Here is a 21337-nt window from a genome sequence, read left to right on the forward strand (position 1 = left end):
CTTTCCGCGCGCGCGCCACTCTCAGACGCGGGTGACGGCCCCCAGGAAGGCGCCGATCCGCGCCGGATCCTTGACCCCGGGCGCCTCCTCGACCCCGGACGAGACGTCGACCAGCGGTGCGCCGGTACGCGCGATCGCCTCGGTCACGTTCGCCGGATCGAGCCCGCCCGACAAGGCCCAGGGCAGCGGGTGCCGGAACCCGTCGAGCAGCGTCCAGTCGAAGCGTAGCCCCATGCCCCCCGGCAGTGCCGCGCCCGGCGGCGTCTTCGCATCATAGAGGATGCGATCCGCCGCCCCGGCATAGCTGCGCGCCGCGTCCAGGTCGGCGCGGGTCTTCACCGCCAACGCCGCCCAGGTGTCCCGGCGCAAGCGGCTGCGGATCGCCGCCACGCGTTCGGGCGCGGTTTTGTGCAACTGGATCGAGTCGAGCCGCCCCGCCGCCACCGCTGCGTCGAGCAGCGCGTCGTCCGGATCGACGAACACGCCCACGCGCCGCACCTGGCCCGGCACTCGCGCGGCGAGCCCCGCCGCCAGGTCCAGCCCGACGTTGCGGGGGGAGGGCGGGAAGAACACGAAGCCGACGTGGCTCGCGCCTCCGGCCACGGCCGCATCGAGCGTGGCGGGCGTCGAGAGGCCGCAAATCTTGGCGGAAACTGGCATGCCAGCCCGATAGAACAGCCGGGCGGCAGGCGCGAGGGGAAAGCACATGCGCTCGCCCTTCCGGATATCGAGCGGCAGGCGCCGCAACAAGCCGACGCTCAGCGCTGCGCCGAATGCTCCTTGGGGCCTGCCGTCGGGGCTCGCCGGGCTTGCCTGTCGGGGGCACGGCAGATTCGCCGCACCGGCTGACAGGCGATGCCGATGTTGGAGCATTGCTGCCGCCCCGCGACGGTGGTGCAGGCACGGCACTGCTGCTGCACCTCTACGCAGCTTTGCGGGCTCGCAAGGAGCGCAAGGGCGACTGCCAACATGGTCCGAGGCTGCGCCTCGACGGTCTGGCTGTCAACCAGGCGGAAACAGCCCGCCGCCGCGATGGTGTTCGCCCGGGAGGGGGAAGCTTAGAGCGTCGCGCCGATCGCGCGTGCTGCCTCGTCCGGGTCTTCCGCCTGGGTGATGGGCCGCCCGATCACCAGGATCGAGGCGCCGGAGTCGAGCGCGGCGCGCGGGGTGACCACCCGCTTCTGGTCGCCGACCTTGCCCTGCGCCGGACGCACGCCCGGCACCACGAAAAAGCCGTCGCGCCATGCGGCACGCGCTGCGCGCACCTCCTCGCCCGAACAGACGATGCCGTCGACACCCGCGGACTTGGCGAGTTCCGCCAGCCGCACGACCTGTTCGTGCGGGTCCGGGGACAGGCCGATCGAGCGCAGGTCGTCGCTGTCCAGGCTGGTGAGCATCGTCACCGCCACCACCTTGGTACCCGTCGGCGCTGCCGCCTTGGCATCCTCCAGCATCGCCCGGCCGCCGGCGGCATGGACGGTCAGGATTGCGGGCTTGATCGGCCCCAGCGCCTGGATCGCCTTGGCGACCGTATTCGGGATGTCGTGGAACTTCAGGTCCAGAAAGATCGGCAGGCCGATGTCCGCCATTTCGCGGACACCCTGGCGGCCGTTCGCCATGAAGAATTCCAGCCCCAGCTTGATGCCGCCGACGTGGCGCTGGACGCGCTTTGCCAGCGCCTTGGCACGTTCGAGATCGGGAGTATCGAGAGCGACGTAGATCGGAGAGGTCATGAACGGTCCTGGATAATCGTGCCCGGGGCGCCCGGCGTGATCGGGTGCTCGCCCAGCGCGTTGTCGGTCACCGGCGCGTCCACGGCATGGACCGGGGTCACGGCCGGGGCCGGCACTACACGCGCGGCAGGCAGGTCGCCCGGCGCCAGCGTGGCGGGCGGCGTCGCCTGAGCCGCACGCAGGTCCGCCAGCGCCCGCTCGGTCGCGGCGATACGCTGACGCGCCCGCCACCGCACCGTCACCAGCGACAGATAGGCGGGCACGAAGCCCAGCAGGAAGGTGACGATCAGCAGCAGCGGCAGGTTCACGTCCGCCACGACGCTGCCCCACAGGCGGACGGGCACCATCGTCATGTTGTTGAGGCTGAAGGCCACCACGACCCCGACGAGCAGCGCCCAGAACAGGGTTTTCAGGAATTGCATGGCCGTGCCCCTATGGTTTGCGGTCGCCGCCTGCTTAGGCGGGGAGCGCCGCGCGGGCAAGGGAGGGTCTGGAGCGGCGCTTCAGGCCCGCTCCACCACCGCCCAGATCGGCAGGTGGTCGGAGGCGGTGCGCGCCGCCGCCGTGTCATGGACGCCGGCGTCCACGATCTGCAGTTCGGGGGAGGCCATGATCCGGTCGAGCTTGCCCACCGGTCGGCGCGCGTGGAAGCTCGGGCCGGTCGCGGCGAACCGGTGGTGCCGCGCAAAGTCGCGCAGGCAGCCCGACGCTGCGCTCCATTCGTTGAGATCGCCCATCAGCACCGTCGGCATCGCGCGCGCTGCGCTGTCACAATGGCTCAGGATCGCCGCCGCCTGCTTGCGTCGCCACAGGCCCGACAGGTCCAGGTGCATGCCGACCGCGCGCAGCAGCATCCCGCCGATGCGGAGATCGGCCGACACGGCCCCGCGCGGCTCCAGCGCGGGCAGCTCGATCCGCTCGCAATCCAGCACCTGCGCCGACTTGCGGATCAGCAGCGCATTGCCGTGCCAACCCATGCTCTGCGCGCGTGCCGCCAAGGGAACGGCACGCCAGTCGGTATGCTCCTCCAGCATATGTTCGGGGATCACGCCCATGCGCTGACCGAAGCGGCGGTCGCATTCCTGCAGGGCGATCACGTCCGCATCGATCTCGCGCAGCACCTCCAGCGTGCGCTCCGGCCGGCGGCGCCGATCGGTGCCCAGAGCCTTGCGCATGTTGTAGCTGGCGATCTTGATCATCCGGGGTGCCTGTTGGGGAAAGCGCTGGAAGGGATGGGGAAACAAGTGCGGCGGCGCCGAACTGGTTCCGCGTCCGAAAGGATTCAGGCGGCTTGGCCGCTTATCCGCGCGGCAGGGTGATGGTGGCGAGCAGGCCGCCGCCGTCGCGATTGGCGAGCGCGATCTCGCCGCCGGCATCGCCGACGATCGCCTGCGCGAGCGCCAGGCCCAGGCCGATGCCGCCGGTCTCGCGGTTGCGCGACGTCTCCAGCCGGGTGAACGGCTGGAACACTCGGGCGATCTGGTCCGGCGGGATGCCGGGGCCGCGGTCGGCTACCTCGATGCGCACGCGCGCCGGATCGGCCACCAGCCGCACCTCCGCGCCGCCCGCATACTTGACCGCATTCTCGATCAGGTTGCGGATCGCGCGCCGCATCAGCGTCGGCCGCAGGCGCAGCCGCTGGCGCTCCGCCTCCTCGAACGAAACGTCGGCACCCAGGTCGCGGAAGTCCTCGACCACCGCGTCCACCAGCGCCGCCAGGTCCACCTGCGTCTCGGGTTCGCTGGGGCGTCCCAGGCGCGCGAGCGACAGGATGTCCTCCAGCGTGCGGTTCATCTCGTCGATGGTCTCGGCCATGCGCGCGCGGTCGGCGTCATCCTCGACCGATTCGATGCGGACGCGGAGCGCCGCGAGCGGCGTGCGCAGGTCGTGCCCGATCGCACCCAGCATCCGGTCCTTTTCCTCCAGCATGCCGCTCACGCGCACGCTCATGCCGTTGAAGGCGGCGATCACCGCGCGCACGTCCCCCGGCCCGGATTCTTCCACCGTGTTCGCCGCCGATCCGGGGCGATAGTCATGCGCCGCCTGCGCCAGTGCCCGCAGCGGCTTGGAAATGCGGCGCCCGATCCACAGCACCGGCAGCAGCACGAAGCCATAGAGGATCAGCGTCTGTGCCACGAGCTGCCACACCAGCCCCTGCTGGGTGTTCGGCCAGGGCGTCTCCAGCACCAGCCAGCCGTGGCCGGGGATCTCGGCCGCCACCTTCAGCGTGGCGCCGAAACGCCGAAGGCGCTCGGCGTGGACCCGGTCCATCCGGCGCACGACGGGGCTGTCCGGATCGACCAGCCGGATCTCCGTCTCGATGCGGCCGACCTGGAGCCCAGCGTCGGCAAAGGCGCTGCGAACCGCCGCCTCGAACTCGCCGTCGCTGGGTTCCTGGTGGGTCAGCGGGTTGTCCGGCACCAGTCGCACGGCGCGCGGGCGGTCCCGATCGGGTCCGCGCGGGTCCACGGGCCGGCCGCCGCGCAGGCGCTCCGCCGCGTCCACCATGCGGGTCACGGCGGGCACCGTCACCTGCGCGAAGCGCACGGCGCGCCGCTCGCGCAGCAGCATGCCGAAGTTGATCGCCTGCGCGACGAACAGCGCGATCGCGACCAGCAGCGCAATCTGGCCGGAGAGGCTGCGGGGCCACAGCCGGTTCAAAGCCGGGTGACCTCGCTGGCCAGCGTATAGCCGCCGCCCCAGACGGTCTTGATGATCTCGGGGTTCTTGGGGTCGGTCTCGATCTTCTTGCGCAGGCGGCTGATCTGGTTGTCGATGGCGCGATCGAACGCCGCCGCCTCGCGCCCCTGGGTCAGGTCGAGCAACTGGTCGCGGGTCAGCACCTGGCGCGGCCGTGTCACCAGCGCGTGGAGCAAGTTGTACTCGCCCGTCGACAGGGGCACCGACACGCCCTCGCGGTCGACCAGGCTGCGCTCGCCGCTCTTCAGCACCCAGCCGGCAAAGGCGAAGGAGCCGCTTTCCGGCGCATGCTGGCGCACGCCACCGGCGGCCAGGCGCCGCAGCACCACCTTGATCCGCGCCGCCAGTTCGCGCGGGGAGAACGGCTTCACGACATAATCGTCGGCGCCCATCTCCAGCCCGACGATGCGGTCGGTCTCCTCGGCGCGTGCGGTCAGCAGGATCACGGGGGTGTCGCTGGTCTCGCGGATATGGCGGCACAGCGACAGCCCGTCCTCGCCCGGCATCATGATGTCGAGCACGACGAGGTCGATCGCGTACGCCGCCATCCGAGCACGTGCGCCCTCCGCGTCGCCCGCTTGCGTCACGCGAAAGCCCTGCTTGGTCAGATACTGGGCAAGCGGCTCCCGGATCGAGCGTTCGTCGTCGACCAGCAGCAGGTGGGGAATATCGGCCATGGAAAGGGGACCTATCACACTCCCCGGCCGGCGACAGCCGGGCGGAAAGCGCCGGGCGGCGTGGCACCGCCCGGCGGGGAACGTCAGTCGTTTGCGCTTTCGGCGGGTGCCGGCGGGGCGTGACGGCCCGAGCGCGCCTTCATCCGCTCGCGCAGCGCGTTCTGCTCGGCGGCGTCGATACGGCCGTCGCGGTTGGCGTCCATCCGCTCGAAGCGCGTGGTTGCCGCGGCGCGGAACTCCTCGCGGCTGATCGTGCCATCCTTGTTGGCGTCGACGCGCGCCAGCATCCGCTCGCCCATGCCGCCGCGCCGGTGCATGCCCGGTGCAGGCTTGCCGGCCGGGGCCTTGGCATCGGCCGAGGCCGGGGCATTTCCGCCGCCACGACGGTGCGGCGGGCGCATCTCGGTCGCGTCGACCTTGCCGTCCTTGTTCTGGTCCATGCGCGCGAACTGGACGTCGGCGGCTGCCAGCGCCTCCTCGCGGGTGAGGACGCCATCCTTGTTGGCGTCGATCATGGCCATCGGGCCGGCGCGGCGCGGTGCCGGGGTGTCCTGCTGGCCCGCCTGGGCGACGCCGGTCAGCATGGTGGCGCCCAGCGCTGCCGCAACTACGAACTTCTTCATGCGAAAAACCTCTGCATTGCTTGCCGGGGCAGGGTGCCGCGGCGATGGCTCCTTATCTGGCCCCGGCCTGTCGCACCGGTATGTCGCGCGACCGGAAAACTGTCGCAAATTGTCCCGGCACTCAGTCCCGCTTCGCCGTCTGGCCGAACAGGTTGCGACGCGCTTCCTCCGTCATCTCCCCACCGCTCGCGTTCACCGTCTCGCCGAGCGCATAGGCGCGCTCGGTCGCAGCCCGCGTGCGGATCGCCTCGAACCAGCGCTGGACGTTGGGGAAGTCGGCCAGATCCTGGCCCTGCGCCTCATGCGGCACGATCCAGGGATAGGCCGCCATGTCGGCGATCGAATAGTCGCCGGCGATGAACGCGCGTCCTTCCAGCCGCCGGTCAAGGACGCCGTACAAGCGGTTGGTTTCCTTGAGGTAGCGCTCGATAGCGTAAGGGATTTTCTCGGGCGCATAGCGGTTGAAATGATGGTTCTGCCCCAGCATCGGGCCGAGCCCGCCCATCTGCCACATCAGCCATTGCGTCTGCTCGACGCGGGTGCGCAGGTCCGGCCCCAGGAAGCGGCCGGTCTTCTCCGCCAGATAGAGCAGGATCGCGCCGGATTCGAAGATGCTGATCGGTTCGCCGCCGTCGGTCGGCTCGTCGTCGACGATCGCAGGCATGCGGTTGTTGGGCGCGATCTTCAGGAAGTCGGGCGCGAACTGCTCGCCCTTGCCGATGTTCACCGGATGGATGGTGTAGGGGAGGCCGGTCTCCTCCAGGAACAGCGTGATCTTGTGGCCGTTCGGGGTCGGCCAATAGTGGAGATGGATCATCGGCAGGGCTCCTTGTTTCGGTGCGGAGACATGGGCGGGCGGGCTGGCACGCGCAAGGCGAGGGAACGCGCACAGGCCGTGCGCGTATGGTTCCCAGGCGCGGCGGAGACGGTCGCGCGCGGCAAGGGGAGAGCGCGATGGCGAACGGCAGCCCGGCAGCAGGGGCGCAGCCCTCACCCTTGCGGTCCTGGCGCGGAGGGCGCGCATGACCACCCACGACACCTCGCAGATGCTGGGGACCCGGCCGGCCGACGACCTCGGTGGCGCCGCGCTCGCTGAGTGGATGGTGCAGGCGGTCGACGGGTTCGAAGGGCCGCTCGCCTATGTCCGCTTCGCCGGAGGGCGCCGCAACCGCACCTACCGCATCGACACGCCCGAGCGCGCCTATGTGCTCCGCCGCCGCCCGTCCGAGCCGCAGGGGGCTATCCATCCGCTCGAGCGCGAGTTCGGCCTGCTCCAGGCGCTGCAGCCGACCGGCTTTCCCGCGCCCCGTCCGCTCGCGCTCTGCACCGATGCCTCCGTGCTCGGCGAGCCCTTCTACGTGATGCAACTTGTGGAGGGTCGCACCCTCTGGGACGAGACCATGCCCGGCATGACGCCCGCCCATCGCCGGGAACATTACGATGCCTGGATCGACGCGCTCGCGGCGCTCCATGCGATCGACCCGGCGCCGCTCGCCTTGGACGCCATCGGCTTCACCGAATGCCGGCTCGGCCGGAAGCTCGGCCATTGGACCGCCAAGCCGCACGCCCGCGCGACGCCCGAACTCGCCCGCCTTGCCGACTGGCTCCCAGCCGCGCTTCCGGACCATACGGTGCCCGCGATCGTCCACGGCGACTTCCGCCTCCAGAACCTCCTTTTCTCGCAGGAGGGCGTCCGCGTGGCCGCGGTCCTCGACTGGGACCAGGCCGGCGTCGGCGACCCGCGCATCGACCTTGCCTATGTGCTCGCGCGCTGGGTGAGCGGCACGGAGCTGCATCCGGGCCTCGACGAACGCGCCGGCCCCGAAAGCGGCATCCCCTCGGCAGACGAGATGGTGGCACGCTATTGCCACGCGAGCGGACGGGGAGCAGGCGCAGCCCTCGACTGGCACCTCGCCTACACGCTCTTCCGCCTCGCGATCTTGGAGCAGGAAGAGGCCCCCGCCCACAGCGCAACCCTGGCCGCCACCGCCTGGACCTACGCCCAGCGCGCCGGGGCATAAGGGCCGCTTTCCCACCCGATCGATCCCGTACCCCGGCGAAGGCCGGGGCCCAGTTGGGAAGGCGGCAGTGATGTCGGCCGCTTTCCCCCGTGCTCCTGCGAAGACAGGAGCCCAGGGTTCCAAGCACCGCAAGTCGTTGCTCTGCTTGGCCGTCACCCCCGCTTGCGGATCAGCCCTTCCTGCGCGACGCTCGCCACCAGCCGCCCGTCGCGCGTGAAGATGCGCCCGCGGTTGAACCCGCGCCCGTTGCCCGCCCAGGGGCTGTCGGTCGTGTAGAGCAGCCAGTCGTCGAACCGGAACGGCTCGTGCAGCCACAGCGCGTGGTCCAGGCTCGCCGTCTGCATGCGCGGATCGCCCAGCCGTACCGAGTGCGGCATCATCGACGTGCCGAGCAGCAGCATGTCGCTGGCATAGGCGAGCACCGCCCGGTGCAGCGCGGGATCGTCGGGCAGGGGAGCGACCGTGCGGAACCAGCTGTGCTGCACCGGAGGCCGCGGCTCGGAGCGCAGCCAGTCGCCCGGCGCCACCGGCCGCATCTCGATCGGCCGCGGCTGGGCGAGGAACTTGCGCACCGGGTCCGACAGCTCGCCTGCCATCTCCGCCTGGACCTGCGCTTCGGAGCCCAGCGCCTCCGGCGGCGGCACGTCTGGCATCGCGTCCTGATGGTGCAGCCCTTCCTCCTGGTGCTGGAAGGAAGCGGCGAGCACCAGGATCGGCTGCCCGCGCTGCAACGCCATCACCCGCCGCGTGGCGAAGCTCCGCCCGTCGAAGTCGCGGGTCACGCGGAAGATGATCGGATGCTCGGCATCGCCTGCGCGCATGAAATAGGCGTGGAGCGAGTGGGCGATCTTGTCCTCGACGGAGCGCTGCGCCGCCTGGAGCGCCTGGCCGATCACCTGGCCGCCGAATACGCGCCCGCGCCCGCCGGGCAGCCGCGCGCCCCGGTACAGGTCCGTGTCCAGTTCCTCCAGGTCGAGCAGCGCGGTCAGCGTCTCGACCAGCCGTTCCGGGGTGTACGTCATGGGAATAGTCGTTCCTTCGATCCGATCGCACCAATAGGCACACGCTTTACGTATTCGGCAAGCACTATCCGCCCGGCTTGACGACGACGGCTGCCGGGGCTTGAAGCCGCGCCGTGGGCACGCACCAACCGATCGAACCACCGCCTGGCTCCGCCTGGCCCGCCTGCACCCTGGCAGAGGCGACCGCGCGGCTCACCGCACCCGGCGCGCGGTACGAGATAGAGACGGTGACGATACGCGGCGTGCCGACCCGCACCTGGATGCACGCACCCCGCAGCCTTGCGGCGCTCGCCCAGGCCTCGCGCGCGCATGGCGACCGCCTGTTCCTGATCCACGAGGAGGAGCGCGTCACCTTCGAGGCGAGCTATCGCGCGGTCGCTACGCTCGCCGCAGCCCTCGCCGCGCGCGGCATCGCCAAGGGCGACCGAGTTGCGATCGCGATGCGCAACCGCCCGCAATGGCCGATCGCGCTGATGGCGATCGCGAGCCTGGGCGCCATCGCCGTGCCGCTCAACGCCTGGTGGACCGGCGGCGAACTCGCCTTCGCGTTGGCCGACACCGGTGCCCGCCTGCTGATCGCCGACGCGCGCCGCCACGAACGGCTGCTCGACCACTATGCGGAGTTGCCGGCGCTGGAGGCGGTGCTGGTCTCCGGCTGGCAGGACCCGCTTCCTGACCATGCGGAACCGCTTGAGGCCCTGATCGGGAGCCCCGATGATTGGGCAGACCTTCCCGAGGTCGCGTTCCCAGAGGCAGACGTCGCCCCCGACGATCCCGTCACCATCTTCTACACCAGCGGCACCACCGGCGGGCCCAAGGGTGCGGTCGGCACCCACCGCAACCTGATGAGCAACATCCTCTCGTCGGGCTTCGTCTCCGCCCGCACGCTGTTGCGCCGCGGGTCTCCGCTGCCGGAACGCGCCGCGCCGCAAACCGTTCTGCTGCCGATCCCGCTCTTCCACGTCACCGCGTGCAGCGCCTTCCTCATGATCGCGATCGCCACCGGCGGCACCATCGTGCTGATGCGGAAATGGGATCCCGCCGCCGCCATGGCCCTGATCGAGCGGGAGCGGATCGAGGCGATCGGCGGCGTCCCCGCCATCGCCTGGCAGCTGCTCGAGCATCCTGACCGCCCTGCGCACGACCTCTCCTCGCTCGTCCGCATCGCCTATGGCGGCGCGCCGGCCGCGCCCGCGCTTGCCCGCCGCATCCACGCGGAGTTCGGCGCGATGCCCAGCAACGGCTGGGGCATGACCGAGACGATGGCGACGGTCGCCAGCAACGCCGCCGAGGATTATCTCGCCCGGCCGACCAGCTGCGGCCCGCCGGTCGCGACCGCCGACCTCAAGATCCTCTGCCATGAAACCGGCGAGCCGCTTCCGCACGGCCAAGTCGGCGAACTCTGGGCACGCGGGCCGATGGTGGTGCAGGGCTATTGGAACCGGCCGCAGGAAACCGCCGCCAGCTTCGTGAAAGGCTGGGTCCGCACCGGCGATCTCGCCCGCCTGGACGCGGACGGCTTCTGCCACATCGTCGATCGGCTGAAGGACGTGGTGATCCGCGGCGGCGAGAACATCTACGCGGCCGAGGTGGAGGACGTGCTCTACGCGCACCCGGCGGTCACCGACTGCGCCCTGATCGGCATCCCCCACCGCACGCTCGGCGAACAGCCGGCGGCCGTCGTCCATCTCGCGCCGGGTACGCAGGCCGACGAGGCCGAACTGCAAGCCTGGGTCGGCGCGCGGCTCGCGGCCTTCAAGGTGCCGGTCGCGATCCGCTTCGTCGAGGCCACGCTCCCCCGCAACCCGAACGGCAAGATCCTGAAGCAAACGCTCCGAGAGATGTTCGCCCCCAAGCGCTGACGCCACCGTGCTCCTGCGCAGGCAGGAGCCCAGGGTCAGGAATGCGGTTGTCCGCGACCCGAGGTTCCCGCCTCCGCGGGAGCACCGCAGCTTGGAAGCACCTCAATCTTCGATCTCGTACCCCGGCGAAGGCCGGGGCCCAGTCGGGATGGCCTCGGCAGCTAAGGAGCAACGACCCCGCCCGGTTCGGGCGTGCCTACGCCCGGCTAGACCGCGCCAGCGACACCAGCACCCAAAACCCTAGCAGCGTCAGCACCGCCGTCAGCGCCGCAAGCGCATGCCATCCGCCATGCTCCCAGAACCAGCCGCCCAGCGTCCCGGTCACGCTCGACCCGACATAGTAGAACAGCAGGTACAGCGATGCCGCATGCCCCTTGGCCCCCTGCGCCACGCGCCCGACCCAGCCGCTCGCGACCGAATGGCCGATGAAGAAGCCGATCGTCAGCAGCGTGATGCCGGCCACGATCCACTCCAGGCTCGCCGACAGGGTCAGGGCGATCCCGGCGAGCAGCAACGCCAGCCCCACGCCCAGCGTCCGCGCGCGGCCATGCCGGTCCGCCAGCCGCCCCGCGCTGGAGGAGGCGACCATCCCCAGCGCATAGGTCAGGAAGATCATGCTGCTCGCCGTCTGCCCCAGGTGATAGGGCGCGGCTGCCAGCCGGAAGCCCGCATAGTTGAACAGCGCCACGAACACGCTCATCAGCAGGAAGGCGAGGGTGAACAGCCGCAGCAGCCGCGGGTCGCGCAGATGCGTTCCCCACGTACTGAGGTGAAAGCGAAGGTCAAAGCCCCGCACCACCGCGAAGTTGCGCGATGCCGGCAACAGGAGCGCAAAGCCCACCGCCGCCGCTAGGTCGAGCCCGCCCAGCAACCCCATTGCCCCGCGCCAGCTCGCAAGGTCCGTCGCCAGCCCCATGCCGACGCGCCCCATCATCCCGCCAAAGGCGGTACCCGCGACATAGAGGCCCATGGCGCGCCCCAGGTGGGCGGGCTCGATCTCCTCGGCCAGATAGGCCATCGCCACCGCCGGCACGCCGCCCAGCACGAGCCCCACCAGCGCGCGCGCCGCGAGCAGCAGGGAGAAGCTCGGCGTCAGCGCCGCGGCAAGGTTGAGCACGGCCGCTCCCGCCATCGACGCGAACATCAGCCCGCGCCTGGGCACCATCTGTGAAAAGGCGCCCGCCACGAAGATCGCCAGCGCCAGCAGGCCGGTGGTCAGCGACAGCGCCAGCGATGCAATCCCCGGCGCCACGCCGAAATCGCGCGCGAACTCCGGCAGCAGCGGCTGCACGCAGTAGATCAGCGAAAAGGTGGCGAACCCGGCAAGGAACAGCGCCAGGCTGATGCGGCGGTAAGCCGGCGTCCCATATGCCGTCCATTGCGGCTGGCGGGGCGGGTCGGTGTCGGGCGCTTCCAGAAGAACGGTATCGGTCACGCCCGCCATGTGGGCCGGCCCGGCCCCTCTGTCCAATCTGAGCTGCGGATCAGCCGGCCTCAGCCCGCATAGGGATCGTAGCTGCCAAACGTCCAGGCGTTCCCCTCGGGATCGCGGGCGCTGTAGCTGCGGCCGCCATAGGGCTGGTCCTCGGGCGGCAGGAAGATCTCGGCACCCGCAGCCGCAGCCGTCGCGGCATGGCCGTCCACATCGTCCACCACCAGGTAGAGCGACTGGGTCACGCAGCCCGCCTCGGCAGCCGTGCGCATGCGCGCCGCCTGTGCAAAGGGCGTGTCGATCGCAGACGACACCATGATCATCTGCCCCGCCCACACCAGCTCGGCATGGTCCACTCGGGAGGTGTCCACGTCGCTGTATACGGCATGGCGCACAAAGCCGAAGGCCGTGCACAGGAAGTCGATCGCCCTCATGGCATCGGCATAGCGCAGCACCGGGATCAAGGCAGGACGCACCGTCATCGCGACTCTCCTCGAAAGCGGGCGCAGGCCCGCCTCGGACGCGATGCTACGCCTCTTCCTGGCTGCTACGCCAGCGTCTCGTCGTCCCGATACTTGATCTGGAGGTAGCGGTTGCGCGTCGCCAGGCTGTCCAGGTCGCCCTGCGCCAATTGGCGGCTCATGTCGGCGATCTCCTCGTCGATCAGCTTCAGCCCCTCGACCAGCTGGTCGTCGGGGGTGCGGCCGTTGCGCTCCACCCGGCGCAGCGGCTCGGGCACGCGCTGGTAGCCGCGCACCAGCTCGGGCAGCTGCTCGCCCACCAGCTTGCGCACCTCGGCCGCGGCCGGCTCGCGCTCGTCGAGCGCCCCCAGCTGCTGGCTGAGCGTATCGAGCCGCACGCCGATCGAGTCGGTCAGCGTACGTGCCGGCGCGGGCAGGGCAGGGCGCTGCGTCTCCAGCCAGCGCTCGGTCTGCTGCGGCAATGCCTTTAGCGGCGCGGTCGCGAACGTCTCGGGCGTGGCCGCCTTCACGACCGGGAAGATCGCGAACAGCGCGGTGGCGGCGATGAGCAGCGCCATCACCAGCATCGCCCCGCCGATCCCCAGCGGCACGAACCAGCCGACCACCAGCGCCCCGATCAGGATCGCGAGGTCGGCCGCGGCGATGCGGCCCAGCCGCCGCAGCACCTCGGCCTCGCGCCTGCGCTTCACGCGCTGCGCGCTGCCGCGATAGCGATCGCGCGATCGCTCCAGCACTTCGGTCGATCGGGCGATCTGGTGGTCGACTTCGCTCTGCATGGCGGTTCCTTACAGCGCCTCGAGCTTGAAGGTCTCGCCGCCGCCGCCGGCGTTCTGCGCGGCGCCTTCGGCCCGGGCGATATAGCCCTTCGACCGCTCGACCTCGTTGGACAGCGTGTTGACCGTCGTCTTCATGCTGTCGAGCGCCTTCAGCTTGAACACGTCGATCGCGTCCATCGTGTCATAGATGTTCTGGAACGCGCGCTGCAGCGTCTCGACCGGGATGGTGGAGGCCGCCGCCTGCTCGTGGATCTGCGCGGTCTGCGACTTGAGCAGCTTGCCCGTCGAATCGATGATGTTCGCGGTCGTGGTGTTGAGCGCGGTGATCTGTTCGAGCACCAGCTTCTGGTTGGTGAGCGCCTGCGCCACCGTCACCGCCGTGCGCAGCGCGCCGACCGTGGTGGTAGAGGCGCGGTCGACGCCCTTCACCAGCTCGACGTTGTTCTTCTTGACCAGGTCGAGCGCCAGATAGCCCTGCACCGTCACCGCCATTTGCGTCAGCAGATCCTGGGTACGCTGGCGCACGTAGAACAGCGCCGTCTCGCGGATCGCCTTGGCCTTGGCCGGATCGGTGTGGTCCAGGTCGTTGGCGCGATCCTCCAGCTTGCGATCCATCTCCTTGGACAGATAGATCATCTGCTCCAGCCGGCCCATCGCGGCCCACAGGTTCTGCCGCTCCACGTCGATCGCGGCATTGTCCATCAGCAGCTCGTCCTTGCCGGACTGCAGGCTCTTCAGGATCTGCGCGATGTGGGTCTGCGAGCTTTTGTAGCTGTCGAAATAGTCGCGCATCTTGTTGCCGAACGGCAGGATGCCGAACAGCTTCTTCGGCGCCAGCAGATTGCCCTGCTTGCCGGGATCCAGGTCCTCGATCGTGCGGCGCAGCTGGGCGAGGTCGGCACCGACGCCGTGCTCGCGGTCCATCGCCTTCACCGGCCGGTCCAGGAAGCGGTTTGACTGGCCCGCCGCCTCGCGGATCTCGCGCGCGCCCATGTTGGTGATCGCGTCCACCCGCTTGCCGAATTCGGGCGAGTTCACGTCCTGCGCGATCAGGTCCTCGATGAAGCTGTCGACGCGGGTCTCCAGCTCCGACTTCTTCTTGTCGTCCACCGGCACCAGCCCGGCAGCCTTGGCAGGCGTCACGGCGGGCACGGGATCCGGCGCTTCGAGTTTCAGCTCCTGTTCCGCCACCTGCGTCGCCATATCGTCTCCTGTGCTTGGTCCCTTGAGGATAGTTGCTTGCCGCGGCCGTGCAAGTGTATCAGGCAAATAACACGCATCGCCCAAGGGGAGTACGTTGCTGAAGTTGCTGATCGGGGCCGCGCTTGCGCTCGGCCAAGTGGAAGTCCCGCCGCCTGCTGTCGACCCGCTGACCGCGGAAATCGAGACCGGCGATGCCGATCGCTTTGCGGCGTTGCTCGCGCGCACGGAAGGCCCGCTGACGGCCGAGCAGATCCAGCGCGACTATCTGGATGGCGCGAGCGAAGGCGTGCGGGTGTTCACCCCCGGTCGCATCCGCGATGCCGCCCATCTGGCGCGCACCGTCGCCGCCAAGCGCGGCCTCTATACCGAAGCGGTTCGGGAATGCCTGCCGGTCGTCAAGGGCACGACGCCGGAGCTTCGCGCCACCTATCTCGCGCTGAGTGGCCTGTTCCCGGGCCGGCCACTCCCACGCATCTACCTGGTGGTGGGGGCGGACAACTCCGGCGGAACCGCAGCGCCTGGCATGCAGGTGCTCGGACTGGAGACGCTGTGCAGGATCGCCGGCAGTCCCGAGGCGCTGCGCGCGGTGCTCCGGCAATTCTATGCGCATGAAACCGTCCACGCGTTGCAGCGGGACGGCGGCGAGCCGTCGCCAGGCGGACCGCTGCTGCGCGCCGTGCTGGCCGAGGGCGCGGCCGACTTCATCGCCGCGCTGGCGACCGGTACCGAGATGGACCCGAAGCGCGCGGCCTGGGGCAGCGCCCGCGAGGCCGCGCTCTGGCAGATGCTCAAGGCCGACCTGGCGACCACCGCCGACACCAAGGGCGATCCGGCGCGCGGCTCGCCCGCCGAGGTCGCGATGCATCGTTGGGTCGGGAACTATAGCAGCGCGCCCGAGGGCTGGCCTGGCGAAGCCGGATACTGGATGGGGCAGCGGATCTGGGAGCGCTGGTATGCACGCCAGCCCGACAAGCGCCGCGCGCTGGAAGAGATGTTGACGATTTCCGATCCGCTGGCCGTGCTCGACGGCGGCCGCTTCGTCGAATGACCTTTCCGCGGCGCACGAAATAAGCTAAGGGCCGCGCCGAAACCGCCCGCGCACTGCGTCGGCCACTTTCCGGGAAATTGAATGAGCCTGCGCAACATCGCCATCATCGCGCACGTCGATCATGGCAAAACCACCCTTGTCGACCAGCTGTTCCGCCAGTCGGGCACCTTCCGCGACAACCAGCGCGTGGAAGAGCGCGCGATGGACTCGAACGACCTCGAGAAGGAGCGCGGGATCACCATTCTCGCCAAGCCGACCTCGGTCGAATGGGCGCCTCCGAGCGGCGGCGAGCCGGTGCGCATCAACATCGTCGACACGCCCGGCCACGCCGACTTCGGCGGTGAGGTGGAGCGCATCCTCTCGATGGTCGACGGCGTGATCCTGCTGGTCGACTCGTCGGAAGGCGCGATGCCGCAGACGAAGTTCGTGACCGGCAAGGCGCTGAAGCTCGGCCTGAAGCCGATCGTCGTCGTCAACAAGATCGATCGTTCGGACAGCCGTGTGCAGGAAGTGCTGGACGAGGTGTTCGACCTGTTCGTGTCGCTCGACGCCACCGACGAGCAGCTCGATTTCCCCGTGCTCTACGCCTCGGGCCGCAACGGCTATGCCTCGGACAACCCCGATGCGCGCGAAGGCACGCTGATCCCGCTGTTCGAAAAGATCGTCAGCCACGTGCCGGCGCCGAACCTCGACGTCGACGCACCGTTCAGCTTCCTGGTGACGCTGCTCGATCGCGACAACTTCCTGGGCCGCATCCTCACCGGCCGCGTCCAGTCGGGCACGGTGAAGCTCAACCAGCCGATCCACGCGCTCGACATGGCGGGCAACGTGATCGAGACCGGCCGCGCCTCCAAGATCATGACCTTCCAGGGCCTGGAGCGCGTGCCGACCGAAGAGGCTAAGGCAGGCGACATCATCTCGCTCGCGGGTCTCACCGTCGCGACCGTGTCGAACACCATCGCCGATCCGTCGGTGACCGAGGCGATCCAGGCGCAGCCGATCGATCCGCCGACGCTGTCGATGCGCTTCGCCGTCAACGACTCGCCGCTCGCGGGCCGTGAGGGTTCGAAGGTCACCAGCCGCATGATCCGCGATCGTCTGGAGCGTGAGGCCGAGTCCAACGTCGCCATCAAGGTCACCGAGAGCGAGGACCGCGACAGCTTCGAAGTCGCCGGACGCGGCGAGCTTCAGCTGGGCGTGCTGATCGAGACGATGCGCCGTGAGGGCTTCGAGCTCGGCATCAGCCGTCCGCGCGTGCTGTTCGGCACCGACGAGAACGGCGCCAAGACCGAGCCGTACGAGACGGTGGTGATCGACGTGGACGACGAGTTCTCGGGCACGGTCGTCGACAAGATGAACCAGCGCAAGGCCGAGATGACGGACATGCGTCCGTCGGGTGGCGGCAAGACCCGCATCACCTTCTCGGCACCGTCGCGCGGCCTCATCGGCTACCACGGCGAATTCCTGTCCGACACGCGCGGCACCGGCATCATGAACCGCCTGTTCGAGCGCTATGGTCCATTCAAGGGCACGATCGAGGGTCGCAAGAACGGCGTGCTGATCTCCAACGGCGCCGGCGAGGCCCAGGGCTATGCGCTCGGTCCGCTCGAGGACCGCGGCATCCTGTTCGTCGGCCACGGCGAGACCCTCTACGAGGGCATGATCATCGGCGAGAACGCCAAGACGGATGACCTCGAGGTCAACCCGATGAAGGCGAAGCAGCTGACCAACTTCCGCGCTTCGGGCGGCAAGGACGACGCCATCCGTCTGACCCCGCCGAAGAAGATGACGCTGGAGCAGGCGATCGCCTACATCGACGACGACGAGATGGTCGAGGTCACGCCGAAGAACATCCGTCTGCGCAAGCGCCACCTCGATCCGCACGAGCGCAAGCGCGCCTCGCGCGCCAAGGCGGCCTGATCCCGGCCTAGCCTTCGCGATCTGCGAACCAACGCAAGAGGCGTCGGATGCACCAGCATCCGGCGCCTTTTTGCTGTCCGACTAAACCCTGGCTGAACAACGGGTTACCCCCTGGTTCAGCGCATCCGCGCTACTGCCTGCCTGTCGTGCCCGTTGCGTGATGTTCGTCACGGCCGGCGCGAGGAGAGAGGAGGAGTTCGGAGATGAAATCCTTGTTGAAGAAGGCCGGGCTGGGCGTCGCGCTTGCCGCCACCGCGCTGACCGCGTCGGCGCCTGCAGAGGCCCAGCGCTACCGCGGCGGCTATTACCCGCACGGCGGCTACCACGGCTATTACCCCGGCTATCGGGGCTACCGCGGGCGCAGCTCGGCCGGTCCGGCGATTGCGGCCGGTGTCGTCGGCGTGGTGCTGGGCGCAGCGCTCGCATCCAGCGCCAACGACCGCCGATATCGCGATCGCTACTACCGCGATCGCGGCTACGCCTATGACTATGACGATCGCTACTATCGTCAGCGGGGCTATTATCCCGCCGATGGCTATTACGCCTATCGCTATCGCGATCACCGCCAGTGCTGGGACGAGCAGCGCTTCGATCCGTACTACGGCTATCCGGTGCGCGTGCGCGTCTGCAACTGACGCTGCCACCATCGGAGGGCGGCGCGGGCAGGGGCCACGCGCCGCCCTTTTTTTGTTGGCGCGAGCGCGGTTTTGCGCCATGCGGCCGCGCATGAGCGATACACCCCCCGACCACCTTTCGATCAACCCGCGCAGCCCGCATTTCGACCGCGAGGCGCTGGAGCGCGGCGTCGGCATCCGCTTCAAGGGCGTGGAGCGCCGCGACGTCGAGGAATATTCGATCTCGGAAGGTTGGATCCGCGTCGGCCTGGGCAAGAAGGTCGACCGCCACGGCCAGCCGCTCACGATCAAGCTGATCGGCCCGGTGGAAGCCTGGTTCCAGACCGGCAACGAGGACGAGGCAGCGGCCGGCGAAGCCGAGCAGGGCTGACCGATCCTGGGCGCGCGGGTCGCGATGCCCGCGCGTTACTCCGCCGCCTCGGCCATGGCGGCCAGGCGTGTGAGTGCGGCCACATGCGTTCGAAACGCCTGCTTACCGGGCGTCGTCAGCGCCAGCCAGGTTCGTTGCCGCCCCCCCATGCTGGCCTTGCGCAGCCGGACATAGCCTGCCGCATCCAGCTGCGCCGCGTGCTTGGACAGCACGGATTCGCTGATGCCGATGGCTTCCCGGATGCGGGCGAACTCCACCTCCTCCGCCTCGATCAGCAGCGCGCAGACCTGCAGGCGCACGGGGGCGTTCAGCACCGCATCATAGCCCGGGATCGCGCTCACAGCGGCGCCGCCAGTTCTTCGCGCCAGATCCGATCGAAGCGCCGGCTCGCGAGCGTCGCCACGACCCCGCCGATCACCCCCAGCGGCAGCGGTGCCCACACGACCCCCAGGCGGAAGCGGAGCACGACGCCGGCCATCAGCATGCCCAGCATCAGCACCGCGAATGCGATCACGGTCGGGCGGGTGCTGCCGGCGCGATACCCGTTCACCGAAAGCCCCGTGCGCCGCTTCCAGAACCGGAACAGCAGCGCCATGCCAACAATGCTCACCGCCACCCCAATCGAGATCAGGTGCTCGGGAAGCGCGTAGCTGGCGATCAGCGCCCCAATCGCGACGCCATAGAGGGGCGCGTACCAGCTGGTACCAAGATCGCCGGCGGCCATGCGGGAGCGGGCGCGATTGGTGGCGGCAAGCGCCAGCGCGGCGCTGGCGGGATCAGGCGAATCAGGGTGCGACATCAGCGTTTCTCCACTTTCCGATGTGGAAAGTGACACCGACTTTCCACATCGTCAAGTGACGCCGTGCGCCGGAACTCAGTGGACGAAGCGCGCCACCACGTCGCGATAGCTGCGGCTCACCTTCACCTGCGCGCCCGAGTCCAGCACCAGGAAGCATTCGCCGTTGGTATGCGGCTTCACCTGCTTCACCAGGTCCAGGTTGACGATGGTCGAGCGGTGCACGCGCTGGAACCGGCGCGGATCGAGCCGCTTCTCCAGGTCCTTCATCGTCTCGCGCAGGATCAGCGTGTTGTCGCCGGTGTAGATGCACATATAGTCGCCGGCCGCGTCGATGCGCTCGATCGTGTCGACGTCCACGCGGAAGATCTGCCCGCGATCCTTGATGTTGATCAGCTTCTCGAACCGATTGGCATTGTGCGCGCCGTCGCTGCCGTCCGACAGCGTCTCGGCGGCTTCCGGGGCCACCTCGGCCAACACTTCCTTCAGCCGGTCTACCTCGGCCTGGCCGCGCTTCTCGTTGAGCCGCTGGCGCACGCGGTCGAGCGTGTCGGCCAGGCGGGCGTCGTCCACCGGCTTCATGAGGTAATCCACGGCCTGCGCCTCGAACGCGCGCAGGGCGTGGTCGGAATAGGCGGTCACGAACACCACCAGCGGCGGCTCCACCTCCATCAGTCCCTGGACGACGGAGAAACCGTCGAAGCCCGGCATCTGGATGTCGAGGAACACGAGGTCGGGCTTGTGGGTCTTGATCGAGCGGATGGCCTCGCGGCCGTTGACGCACTTGTCGACGATCTCGACGTCTTCATGCGCCTGCAGGCGCAGTTCCAGCCCCTGGATGGCCAGCGGCTCGTCGTCGACTAATATGGTACGGATGGTCATGCAGCCTCTCGCGTGCGTTCCTCGACCTGGAACGGAATTTCGATCTCGACGCTGAACCCGCTGCCCGGAATCGACCGCGTATCGAGGCGATGGTCTTCACCATATGCCTGCGCCAGTCGCTCCCGGATGTTTGCCAGTCCCACGCCGGTCGATAAGGTCGGCCTGCGCGACGCCTCGTTCAAGCCCGGGCCGGTGTCCGAAACGCCAATCTGCACCCGTTCCCCGGCGAGCCGAGCCGTAACCGCGATCTCGGCACCCTCTTCCTTCGGGGTGACCGCGTATTTGATGGCGTTTTCGACCAGCGGCTGGAGCAGCAGCGAGGGCAGCCGGGCGTTCGCCACCCGCGGGTCGATGTCGAACCGCATCTGCAGCCGCTCCTCGAAGCGCATCTTCTCGATGTCGAGGTAGAGCTTCAGCGTCTCCACCTCCTGCGACAGCGTCACATGCGCGGTCGGCTCGTTGGCGAGCGTGTAGCGCAGGAACGAGGCGAGCCGCGACAGCATGATGTTGGCGCGCTCGGTGTGCTTGAGCAGCACCAGCGTGGAGATCGAATTCAGCGTGTTGAACAGGAAGTGCGGGTTCAGCTGATAGCGCAGCATCGCCAGCTGCGCCGACGACGCCTGGTTCTCCAGCGCCTGCATGGTGCGGGTCTGCTGCTCGACGATCAGGTAGAAGTTGATGCCGAAATAGAGGGCGGACCAGCCGGCCAGCACCGTGAAGGTGAGGAACAACAGCCCCGGCAGCAGCGAGAGGTCCAGCACCGCCGTCGACGGGGCGTTGGCGCGTGACAGCGAGAAGGTGTAGGTCTCGATGATCGCATACAGCAGTGTGGCCGCGAACAGCGTCAGCAGCGTGCAGATGATCGCCCACATCCGGGGCAGGCGCCGATAGCTGCCGTAGAGCACCGACATCAGCAGCGTCAGGCAATAGCCGACGATGGATTCCACGATGACGCCCAGCACCACCTTGAGGCTGGGCGCGTTGAACACGGTGGAGACGGTGCGCAGCAGCAGATAGCCGCTCCACCCCGCGGCCTGCAGGATCCAGAAGGCGCGGCTCTTCTCTTCGAAGAACGGGCGCGAGAACAGGGAAGACACGGCAGCCATCGTGCCGCCGCCTTACTGCGGGTCAACTTCGCGGGGAAGGGGCGCGGGA

At 69.0% G+C, this 21337-nt stretch carries 23 protein-coding genes; 6 read left to right on the forward strand and 17 right to left on the reverse strand.

Annotated features, from left to right (window positions below):
* Window positions 1-21: 21 nt before the first annotated feature.
* From MHZ35_RS01625 to MHZ35_RS01660, 8 genes are all read right to left on the reverse strand, one after another.
* Complete coding sequence (locus MHZ35_RS01625) at window positions 22-660, reverse strand: phosphoribosylanthranilate isomerase (RefSeq protein WP_239434087.1); 639 nt, start codon at window positions 658-660, stop codon at window positions 22-24.
* 398 nt (window positions 661-1058) lie between these two features.
* Window positions 1059-1733 (reverse strand): orotidine-5'-phosphate decarboxylase, encoded by a 675-nt coding sequence (gene pyrF, locus MHZ35_RS01630; protein ID WP_132881952.1) that lies wholly within the window; start codon window positions 1731-1733, stop codon window positions 1059-1061.
* A complete protein-coding gene (locus tag MHZ35_RS01635; protein ID WP_239434088.1) occupies window positions 1730-2155 on the reverse strand; it encodes a LapA family protein in 426 nt (141 codons plus the stop codon). Before MHZ35_RS01635 ends, pyrF begins: the two co-directional genes overlap by 4 nt.
* Before the next feature lie 81 nt (window positions 2156-2236).
* Window positions 2237-2932, reverse strand: coding sequence for an endonuclease/exonuclease/phosphatase family protein (locus MHZ35_RS01640; protein WP_239434089.1), 696 nt, complete (start codon window positions 2930-2932; stop codon window positions 2237-2239).
* A gap of 100 nt (window positions 2933-3032) precedes the next feature.
* The gene (locus tag MHZ35_RS01645) at window positions 3033-4394 is read right to left on the reverse strand and encodes a sensor histidine kinase (protein WP_239434090.1); all 1362 of its coding nucleotides are present in this window, start codon (window positions 4392-4394) and stop codon (window positions 3033-3035) included.
* The gene (locus tag MHZ35_RS01650) at window positions 4391-5110 is read right to left on the reverse strand and encodes a response regulator (protein WP_125960095.1); all 720 of its coding nucleotides are present in this window, start codon (window positions 5108-5110) and stop codon (window positions 4391-4393) included. Before MHZ35_RS01650 ends, MHZ35_RS01645 begins: the two co-directional genes overlap by 4 nt.
* A gap of 83 nt (window positions 5111-5193) precedes the next feature.
* Window positions 5194-5733, reverse strand: a complete 540-nt coding sequence (locus MHZ35_RS01655) for an EF-hand domain-containing protein (protein WP_239434091.1) — start codon at window positions 5731-5733, stop codon at window positions 5194-5196.
* Window positions 5734-5854: 121 nt separating this feature from the next.
* Window positions 5855-6550 carry a glutathione S-transferase N-terminal domain-containing protein gene (locus tag MHZ35_RS01660; protein ID WP_239434092.1) on the reverse strand — a complete coding sequence of 232 codons (696 nt, stop codon included), beginning with the start codon at window positions 6548-6550 and terminating at the stop codon, window positions 5855-5857.
* A gap of 205 nt (window positions 6551-6755) precedes the next feature.
* On the opposite strand from MHZ35_RS01660, the gene MHZ35_RS01665 reads away from it, so the two are divergent.
* Window positions 6756-7754 carry a phosphotransferase family protein gene (locus MHZ35_RS01665; protein WP_239434093.1) on the forward strand — a complete coding sequence of 333 codons (999 nt, stop codon included), beginning with the start codon at window positions 6756-6758 and terminating at the stop codon, window positions 7752-7754.
* A gap of 152 nt (window positions 7755-7906) precedes the next feature.
* Here MHZ35_RS01665 and MHZ35_RS01670 read toward each other — a convergent pair whose 3' ends face one another.
* Window positions 7907-8776 (reverse strand): acyl-CoA thioesterase, encoded by an 870-nt coding sequence (locus MHZ35_RS01670; RefSeq protein ID WP_239434094.1) that lies wholly within the window; start codon window positions 8774-8776, stop codon window positions 7907-7909.
* A 113-nt stretch (window positions 8777-8889) separates the two neighbouring features.
* On the opposite strand from MHZ35_RS01670, the gene MHZ35_RS01675 reads away from it, so the two are divergent.
* Window positions 8890-10638, forward strand: a complete 1749-nt coding sequence (locus MHZ35_RS01675) for a class I adenylate-forming enzyme family protein (RefSeq protein ID WP_239434096.1) — start codon at window positions 8890-8892, stop codon at window positions 10636-10638.
* A 196-nt stretch (window positions 10639-10834) separates the two neighbouring features.
* Here MHZ35_RS01675 and MHZ35_RS01680 read toward each other — a convergent pair whose 3' ends face one another.
* From MHZ35_RS01680 to MHZ35_RS01695, 4 genes are all read right to left on the reverse strand, one after another.
* Window positions 10835-12073, reverse strand: coding sequence for an MFS transporter (locus MHZ35_RS01680; RefSeq protein WP_239434098.1), 1239 nt, complete (start codon window positions 12071-12073; stop codon window positions 10835-10837).
* Between the two features lie 59 nt (window positions 12074-12132).
* Window positions 12133-12552 carry a VOC family protein gene (locus MHZ35_RS01685; protein ID WP_239434100.1) on the reverse strand — a complete coding sequence of 140 codons (420 nt, stop codon included), beginning with the start codon at window positions 12550-12552 and terminating at the stop codon, window positions 12133-12135.
* 65 nt (window positions 12553-12617) lie between these two features.
* A complete protein-coding gene (locus tag MHZ35_RS01690) occupies window positions 12618-13328 on the reverse strand; it encodes a hypothetical protein (protein WP_239434101.1) in 711 nt (236 codons plus the stop codon).
* Window positions 13329-13337: 9 nt separating this feature from the next.
* On the reverse strand, window positions 13338-14531 hold the full coding sequence (locus tag MHZ35_RS01695; RefSeq protein ID WP_239434102.1) for a toxic anion resistance protein: 1194 nt from the start codon (window positions 14529-14531) through the stop codon (window positions 13338-13340).
* A 94-nt stretch (window positions 14532-14625) separates the two neighbouring features.
* Between MHZ35_RS01695 and MHZ35_RS01700 the strand changes: the two genes are divergently transcribed.
* From MHZ35_RS01700 to MHZ35_RS01715, 4 genes are all read left to right on the forward strand, one after another.
* Entirely contained in the window at window positions 14626-15579 is a 954-nt protein-coding gene (locus MHZ35_RS01700; RefSeq protein WP_239434103.1) for a hypothetical protein, read from the forward strand.
* 81 nt (window positions 15580-15660) lie between these two features.
* Window positions 15661-17499, forward strand: a complete 1839-nt coding sequence (gene typA / locus MHZ35_RS01705; protein ID WP_239434104.1) for a translational GTPase TypA — start codon at window positions 15661-15663, stop codon at window positions 17497-17499.
* A gap of 203 nt (window positions 17500-17702) precedes the next feature.
* Window positions 17703-18134 (forward strand): hypothetical protein, encoded by a 432-nt coding sequence (locus MHZ35_RS01710; RefSeq protein WP_125960084.1) that lies wholly within the window; start codon window positions 17703-17705, stop codon window positions 18132-18134.
* Between the two features lie 91 nt (window positions 18135-18225).
* Window positions 18226-18504, forward strand: a complete 279-nt coding sequence (locus tag MHZ35_RS01715) for a DUF3297 family protein (RefSeq protein WP_239434105.1) — start codon at window positions 18226-18228, stop codon at window positions 18502-18504.
* Between the two features lie 35 nt (window positions 18505-18539).
* On the opposite strand, the gene MHZ35_RS01720 is transcribed toward MHZ35_RS01715, so the two are convergent.
* The 4 genes from MHZ35_RS01720 to MHZ35_RS01735 all read right to left on the reverse strand — a co-directional run bounded on the left by MHZ35_RS01720 (window position 18540) and on the right by MHZ35_RS01735 (window position 21288).
* Complete coding sequence (locus tag MHZ35_RS01720) at window positions 18540-18845, reverse strand: transcriptional regulator (RefSeq protein WP_132881967.1); 306 nt, start codon at window positions 18843-18845, stop codon at window positions 18540-18542.
* The gene (locus MHZ35_RS01725; RefSeq protein ID WP_239434106.1) at window positions 18842-19303 is read right to left on the reverse strand and encodes a hypothetical protein; all 462 of its coding nucleotides are present in this window, start codon (window positions 19301-19303) and stop codon (window positions 18842-18844) included. The genes MHZ35_RS01720 and MHZ35_RS01725 overlap by 4 nt, the downstream gene beginning before the upstream one ends.
* A 75-nt stretch (window positions 19304-19378) precedes the next feature.
* Entirely contained in the window at window positions 19379-20182 is an 804-nt protein-coding gene (locus MHZ35_RS01730) for a LytR/AlgR family response regulator transcription factor (RefSeq protein WP_239434107.1), read from the reverse strand.
* A complete protein-coding gene (locus tag MHZ35_RS01735; RefSeq protein ID WP_125960079.1) occupies window positions 20179-21288 on the reverse strand; it encodes a sensor histidine kinase in 1110 nt (369 codons plus the stop codon). Before MHZ35_RS01735 ends, MHZ35_RS01730 begins: the two co-directional genes overlap by 4 nt.
* Window positions 21289-21337 lie beyond the last annotated feature (49 nt).

The organism is Sphingomonas sp. ACRSK (assembly GCF_022346685.1).
Lineage (GTDB): Bacteria > Pseudomonadota > Alphaproteobacteria > Sphingomonadales > Sphingomonadaceae > Sphingomonas > Sphingomonas molluscorum.